Below are 6,388 nucleotides of genomic sequence, written 5' to 3' on the forward strand. Positions count from 1 at the left end.
CCTTTCTATTTGTCAATCAATTTTTTCATGTAGACCATATCCATACCTTCTTTTTCAGGCTCAATGTGGATTTGACGATAGCCGTTTTTCTCGTAAAAAGCAACCATGCCTGCATCCTGTAACACCGTACACAAATCCCATTGTGTGATGGTTGGAAATTCTTTTCCCAGTAAGCTTAAACCTTTAGATCCATACCCTTTTCCTTGATACTGAGGCAAAATCGCTGCCGTTCCCAACCAAGCTTTCGTTAACTCGGCATTGGTCTGAACTCGTAAAAATCCGATGTTTTCTTCATCTTCTTTTACAAAGTAGTAATAGCTATTGGGACGCTCGACTAGTTTCCACTTAATTCTTTCACGGTCCTCCAGATAAGGATCATATTCATCTTGGTATTTCTCATAGACAGACTTAAAGCTAGCTCTTTGAATCGCAATGATGGTCTCCAAATCCTCTGCTCCCGCTCGAACAAGTGTTATCATAAACTTTCCTCCAAATAATCCCACAATCTCCCCTGTAGCTGAGGCACTGCCTGTTTAGACTTCAAAAATTCCTCAATAGGCATCAGTTTATAGGCCTGTCCTTCATCTCCAAAGGTAATATTGTCAAATTGTTCTTGTCTTAGCTGACCAACCATAAAGACCGATTGCTTGTCTTTAAAGATTACGCTAGGATAAATCTTGCTCCAAAGCAGACAGTCTTCATCTAAATGAATTCCCAATTCCTCATAAACTTCACGCGCTGCGCACTCGAAAGGGCTTTCGTTTCCTTCACGACCACCACCTGGCAACTCCCACATGTTGGGACAAGGGATATCGTCCTTGTCATCACGTAAGATAGTCAAGACCTTATCCCCACAAATCAAGGCAATCTTGCAACCTTGGAAATCCATTCTGCTATCCAATAATTCCATGATATTTACTCTTTTCTATGATAACAATTACTCTCTAGGAAAATACGAGCTAGCTTTCTTCGATTACTTTTTGGCACTCTGCATCCCAGTATGCTTGCCATCTGCCATGTTTTTTAGCAAAATAAACCGTAAACTCATCATTTACATAATCTGCAACATAGCGAAGATTAGGCGGGTTTTCCTCAAAACTTAATATCCAAGGATGGAAGTAAAAGGTTTTCTCCCACCTCTTCTGAGTATAGCCTAGATCCTTAGCATACTGAGGGATGGGTTGTTGCAACTCGCTTTCCAAATGGGACTGAATGGCATTATCAATACTATTTAAACGAGCTAATAGTTGCTGAAACTGCTCTTCTTCCTCCGTCTTAAAACCAACTAGAAATTCAAATTCCGCAAAATCTTCAGGAAATTCAAGTTCTGTGATTTTCCCATCCTCAGCATAGCGTCCTTCCTCATTAACAAGGCGACGAGCTCCTGACTTCAATACTCTCTCGAAATCTAGATCCGCAAAGCGATTGCGGGGAAGGAACGACTCACGTTCTTGGGATTTTTTACTAAATAACCGCTTAAATTTCTGAAGCATCGGACAGCTCCCTTTTCTATTTCTCAGCTCACTGAGTCTCTTCTTCCTGTATGGCTTGTTCCAACTCATCTAACCACTGCTGGTAGTAGGATTTCTCATCCCGTAACATCCGGCTGCTATTCATTTTTTGTCTAGCAATCTTCATAGCCTTGTGAGTTTGAACTACATCTTTCTTTGCCTTAAATTGATACCAAGCTTGAATGACCTGCATATCTGCTGTTTTTAGAGATAAAAAGGATTTGACCCCTCGAATACTTGCATATTCTTCCGCCTTCTTATTATCTCCTTCTATCAGAGCAATTTGAAGAAGGTATAATTGAGAAATAGATTTAGACATTGGATTATCTGTTTTCTCTAACACAGACTGAAACTGTTGCTTTGCAAGCTCTATATTATCATCCAATATGAATACCAATCCCTGAAGAGCCTGAACACTTTCTGCAAGCCCCCCTCTCACATCCTCATCAACAGAAATGATAAAGTCTTTTAAATCATATTCTTGAGGAGCTAGCAAGGTCTGGGCAGAATGCCTCAACATCAGGTAGGCGTATTTCGTATTTTCAGGGTGTTGTAGTAATTCCCAAATTTTTGCTCCATCGGTAATCCCAACTGGCAGAGCATTGAAAAGAAGAAGAGATAAATTAAGAAAAATCCAAGTCCCTGCAAAATACCAGTTTGTTGTCAAAAAACCAAAAAGTGTTGCCAATAATATCAAGCAAAGGTGAACTATCAAGCCTCCTGAAAGCATCAAGATGATTCTTTGATCACTTTCATTCTCTTTTAAACCAATATACTGAGCACCAACATTTTTCAAAACTGCTGTTCGACTAAGATGAAATCTGTCTGACTTTTTGGTCAAAAGAAAATGTCCTAACCCAAAAGCCACCAGCCGATAGCCTGTCAAGTAGCCACAAAAAGCATGACCCAACTCATGAAGAATAAAGATTAAATACATACTTAAAAGAGCGAAGGAATAACCAAAAGTAAAGACTAAAACTGCGGAATACCCCAACTCTGCAAATGCGATTGTTCCACAAGCAAAAGCTAGCATAATAAAGACAAAAGCTAGCACATAAACCAAATACGTCCCAATTTTCTTCATAAAATCTCCAACCAACTCCTAATACCTCGGATAAGGATAAAATTCTCCCTCTTCCAAGCCTGCTTTTCCTTCTTCAAAGACTTCTTGGTTCCATTCCATGACGAATTCTTCTGCTTCTGGGTCTTCCAAAAAGTCCATGAGGGCATCTAGTCCAACCTCTGCAGTATCTTTAAGGAATAGTGCAAAATAAGCTAAAAATTCACGAGAAAAACCTTTCTTAGGCAGGTAAGGGATGACCGTCAAATAGTCTTCTGCATTGACTGTTGACTTGGCAGGATTGTAAAAAAGCACCGCTTCTTCAAAAAGGATATCATCTGACGAAACCTCTCCGTCTTCATCTAGCATCTCCACCCCTGCAGCATTTTGTGCCTCTAATAGAAAACTCACTTCAACCGCATGATTGCGCTTGTCCCAGCTAATCTCATAATCAAAAGGAAAGTTCTTGTCCAACTCTTCTTGTAAAACATCTAAAAATCCGTATGTTGCCATTTTGTCCTCTTTCTATACGATTCTTTAATCGCCCCGAATACTCGGAAATATGCTAAAATAGATACTACCATATTACCACATATACATCAGAAAATCCATGTTAGAAAGGACTGCTATGCCAGACAATCTCGCACTTCGTATGCGCCCCAAAACCATCGACCAGGTTATCGGTCAGGAGCATCTGGTCGGCCCAGGAAAAATCATCCGTCGCATGGTGGAGGCTAACCGCCTATCGTCTATGATTCTCTATGGACCTCCGGGTATCGGAAAAACCAGTATCGCCTCAGCCATCGCTGGAACGACCAAGTATGCCTTTCGGACCTTTAATGCGACAGTTGATAGTAAAAAACGTCTCCAAGAAATCGCCGAAGAAGCCAAGTTTTCAGGTGGTCTTGTACTACTCCTAGACGAGATCCACCGCTTAGACAAGACCAAGCAAGACTTTCTCCTGCCACTTTTGGAAAGTGGCCTGGTCATCATGATTGGTGCGACAACTGAAAATCCTTTCTTTTCTGTCACTCCAGCCATCCGTAGCCGTGTTCAGATTTTTGAATTAGAACCCTTATCCAATCAAGACGTCAAAAAGGCCATTCAAATAGCCCTGACAGATCCTGAACGTGGTTTTGATTTCCCTGTCGAGTTAGATGATGATGCCCTTGATTTTATCGCAACATCTACCAACGGAGACCTCCGTTCTGCCTTTAACTCACTGGACTTGGCAGTTCTCTCCACTCCAGAAAATAATGACGGTATCCGTCATATCACGCTGAATATCATGGAAAATAGTCTCCAGAGAAGCTATATCACTATGGACAAGGATGGAGACGGGCACTATGATGTTCTATCTGCCCTTCAAAAGTCTATTCGCGGATCAGATGTGGACGCTAGTCTCCACTATGCTGCTCGCTTGATAGAGGCCGGTGACCTTCCTAGCCTAGCTCGTCGTTTGACTGTGATTGCTTATGAAGATATCGGTTTGGCCAATCCCGAAGCCCAGATTCATACCGTGACTGCTCTGGATGCAGCACAGAGGATCGGTTTCCCCGAAGCCCGCATCCTCATTGCCAATGTTGTGATTGATTTGGCCCTTTCTCCAAAATCCAACTCAGCCTATGTAGCTATGGACAAGGCTCTGTCTGACCTTAAAACCTCAGGTCACCTACCAATCCCACGTCACCTGCGAGATGGCCACTATAGTGGTAGCAAGGAATTAGGCAATGCCCAAAACTACCTCTATCCACATAACTACCCAGGTCACTGGGTCAAACAAGAGTACTTGCCAGAAAAAATTCGCAACCATAGCTACTTCTCACCAGAAGATAGTGGAAAATACGAACGTGCCCTGGCTCAACGCAAGGAAACCATTGATAAATTACGAAACTTATGAAATCCTTTTCAAAATTTTTAATTTTCCCTTGATTTTTTTTGAAAAAGTGGTATCATATAATCATAGAAACGCTGTGGTGTACGACTTCACATTTAAGTGTTGACCGACTATTTTTTGTATTATTAGGGAAACAAAAGTCTTCTAACAGCATGTAGGCCGTCTCACACGGAAACAGCTTCAGTTAGAGCGAGTTGCCCACCTGCTTAATTGCGCGGGTTCAATACAAACCGTGAAGTTTCGGCACCAATACAGCTTTTTATTTGCCTCCTTAGCTCAGTTGGTAGAGCAGTAGACTCTTAATCTATGGGTCACAGGTTCGAGCCCTGTAGGGGGCATCTAAATCAACAGGAAAAAGCCTTGATTTATAAGGCTTTTTTGCTTGTCTATAACTGATTTGCCCCATCATTTGCCCCACATTTTTTTATGAGCAATCTTTCCAAACATCTCTGATTACGAAAAACAAAAAAGCTATCCTACCTTTGCAAATTTAGATAAGATAGCAGAATATTTTAATGCAACTCCAACTCAACTTTTTGGAACTAGTAAAGAGATTGAATTAGAAAAGAGTGTTCTTGAATCGAATGAATACTCTGATAAAGTAAGTGAGATCTTAAAGGCTGTCAAATACATCGAACATTTTCTAGAAACTGATGGACAGTACTTAGAGGATTTACTTTACTTAACAAGAGGCAACCAACTATACACAGAAGATGGAGATGAGTTGTATATTGATCCAACTTCTCAGAAAAGAACACTTCATAACCAATATGAACCTGGTTTTATTGAAGCAAGGGATAAATCTCCACTAGAACTCTTAATTGAAAATAAGGAATTGTTTGATAAATAGAAAAAGCGAGGATAACCTCGCTTCAGATTGAAGTTAAAATCTTTAGAAGACACTTTTATAAGGACTTTGTCTTCAATCTGTGAAAAGGAGTGAAAACTCCTTTTCTTTTTGTAAGTCAGACTGAAACTTCCAAATTGTTTATTTATTTTATTGACATTTTCTATAAAAATAAGTACAATAGTTTTATTAGAAAACTATACTATATAGGGGGTATTGAAATGAAATTTTCTAATCGTTTACTGCTATTCCTTGCAGGAGTTGTTTTTGTCCTTTTAGGACTTTTCCTATTTACAAACCCAGTAGCTAATCTTGTTGCTTACAGCTGGTGGATTTCATTTGGTTTACTGGTTTCTTCTATAGCAGCTATTTTAGGCTATTTCTCTGCACCAAAAGAGCTTCGCTCACCTGTTTATCTTTTCCAAGGATTTGTTAGTCTTCTCTTAGCTCTTTACCTCGTTGCTTATGGCTTTGTGACCCTGCCGGTCGTCATTCCGACCATTGTAGGAATTTGGTTAATTGTAGAAGCCATTATTGCTTTCTTTAAAGGCAATCGTCTAAGATTGATTTTCCCTATTATTGGTAGCAATATCATGTGGGTAGCCTTGCTTGAATTTTTACTAGGTCTAGTGATTCTGTTCAATCCAGTGGCTACAGGTGTCTTTGTCGTTTATGTCATTGCCTTTTCATTTTTAGTTACTGGCTTCACCTACATTATTGAGGCCTTTCGTAAATAGTCTAGTTGCTATTTCTATCGCATTCAAAAAAGCTGGGAAATCATATTCTCAGCTTTTTTGTCTCTTTAATTATCACTTTTTCGCATTCCATTCTGCGTAGAAATTTGTTTTTCCATTTTATTCTCCAATTTGATCTCGCACTGACATTTATTTATAACAACACTATATATCTAGAATAGCATAATCATTAGGTATTATAGGTTTTCAAACAAAATACGAGTCATTCGTTTTTGCCCCACTTTTGCCCCATTTTTAAATCCTGACATTGAAAATACCTAAAAGTATTTCCCTAAAATCAGCTATATTTCAACATTTTTGTTTATTTTCAATATGAAA

8 protein-coding genes and 1 tRNA gene are annotated in these 6,388 nt (G+C 39.6%); 4 read left to right on the top strand and 5 right to left on the bottom strand.

Annotated features, from left to right (window positions below; translation table 11 throughout):
- Positions 1 to 5 precede the first annotated feature (5 nt).
- From ADH81_RS07405 to ADH81_RS07425, 5 genes are read right to left on the bottom strand one after another with little or no spacing between them, the layout of a single operon-like run.
- Positions 6 to 479, bottom strand: coding sequence for a GNAT family N-acetyltransferase (locus ADH81_RS07405; RefSeq protein ID WP_049527771.1), 474 nt, complete (start codon positions 477 to 479; stop codon positions 6 to 8).
- Positions 476 to 910: an NUDIX hydrolase gene (locus tag ADH81_RS07410; RefSeq protein WP_049527774.1), complete on the bottom strand. Its 435-nt coding sequence runs from the start codon at positions 908 to 910 to the stop codon at positions 476 to 478. Before ADH81_RS07410 ends, ADH81_RS07405 begins: the two co-directional genes overlap by 4 nt.
- Positions 911 to 959: 49 nt before the next feature.
- Positions 960 to 1,493: a hypothetical protein gene (locus ADH81_RS07415; RefSeq protein ID WP_049527777.1), complete on the bottom strand. Its 534-nt coding sequence runs from the start codon at positions 1,491 to 1,493 to the stop codon at positions 960 to 962.
- Between the two features lie 28 nt (positions 1,494 to 1,521).
- A complete protein-coding gene (locus ADH81_RS07420; protein ID WP_049527780.1) occupies positions 1,522 to 2,595 on the bottom strand; it encodes a site-2 protease family protein in 1,074 nt (357 codons plus the stop codon).
- An 18-nt stretch (positions 2,596 to 2,613) separates the two neighbouring features.
- Positions 2,614 to 3,084 (bottom strand): DUF3013 family protein, encoded by a 471-nt coding sequence (locus ADH81_RS07425; protein ID WP_000257132.1) that lies wholly within the window; start codon positions 3,082 to 3,084, stop codon positions 2,614 to 2,616.
- A gap of 115 nt (positions 3,085 to 3,199) precedes the next feature.
- On the opposite strand from ADH81_RS07425, the gene ADH81_RS07430 reads away from it, so the two are divergent.
- The 4 genes from ADH81_RS07430 (at position 3,200) to ADH81_RS07440 (ending at position 6,052) form a co-directional block, all read left to right on the top strand.
- The gene (locus ADH81_RS07430) at positions 3,200 to 4,471 is read left to right on the top strand and encodes a replication-associated recombination protein A (protein WP_049527783.1); all 1,272 of its coding nucleotides are present in this window, start codon (positions 3,200 to 3,202) and stop codon (positions 4,469 to 4,471) included.
- Between the two features lie 262 nt (positions 4,472 to 4,733).
- Positions 4,734 to 4,806: transfer RNA gene (locus ADH81_RS07435), tRNA-Lys, on the top strand.
- A 95-nt stretch (positions 4,807 to 4,901) separates the two neighbouring features.
- Entirely contained in the window at positions 4,902 to 5,318 is a 417-nt protein-coding gene (locus ADH81_RS10825; protein WP_080979301.1) for a helix-turn-helix domain-containing protein, read from the top strand.
- A gap of 218 nt (positions 5,319 to 5,536) precedes the next feature.
- Positions 5,537 to 6,052: an HdeD family acid-resistance protein gene (locus tag ADH81_RS07440; RefSeq protein ID WP_003004261.1), complete on the top strand. Its 516-nt coding sequence runs from the start codon at positions 5,537 to 5,539 to the stop codon at positions 6,050 to 6,052.
- Positions 6,053 to 6,388: the final 336 nt, after the last annotated feature.

This window comes from Streptococcus pseudopneumoniae (assembly GCF_001072925.1).
Taxonomy (GTDB): Bacteria; Bacillota; Bacilli; order Lactobacillales; family Streptococcaceae; genus Streptococcus; species Streptococcus pseudopneumoniae_Q.

Bases quoted from the DNA above. Each gene is read 5' to 3' on its own strand.
- ADH81_RS07420 (WP_049527780.1), bottom strand. From the start codon at position 2,595: ATGAAGAAAATTGGGACGTATTTGGTTTATGTGCTAGCTTTTGTCTTT.
- ADH81_RS07425 (WP_000257132.1), bottom strand. From the start codon at position 3,084: ATGGCAACATACGGATTTTTAGATGTTTTACAAGAAGAGTTGGACAAG.
- ADH81_RS07405 (WP_049527771.1), bottom strand. From the start codon at position 479: ATGATAACACTTGTTCGAGCGGGAGCAGAGGATTTGGAGACCATCATT.
- ADH81_RS07430 (WP_049527783.1), top strand. From the start codon at position 3,200: ATGCCAGACAATCTCGCACTTCGTATGCGCCCCAAAACCATCGACCAG.
- ADH81_RS07440 (WP_003004261.1), top strand. From the start codon at position 5,537: ATGAAATTTTCTAATCGTTTACTGCTATTCCTTGCAGGAGTTGTTTTT.
- ADH81_RS07410 (WP_049527774.1), bottom strand. From the start codon at position 910: ATGGAATTATTGGATAGCAGAATGGATTTCCAAGGTTGCAAGATTGCC.
- ADH81_RS07415 (WP_049527777.1), bottom strand. From the start codon at position 1,493: ATGCTTCAGAAATTTAAGCGGTTATTTAGTAAAAAATCCCAAGAACGT.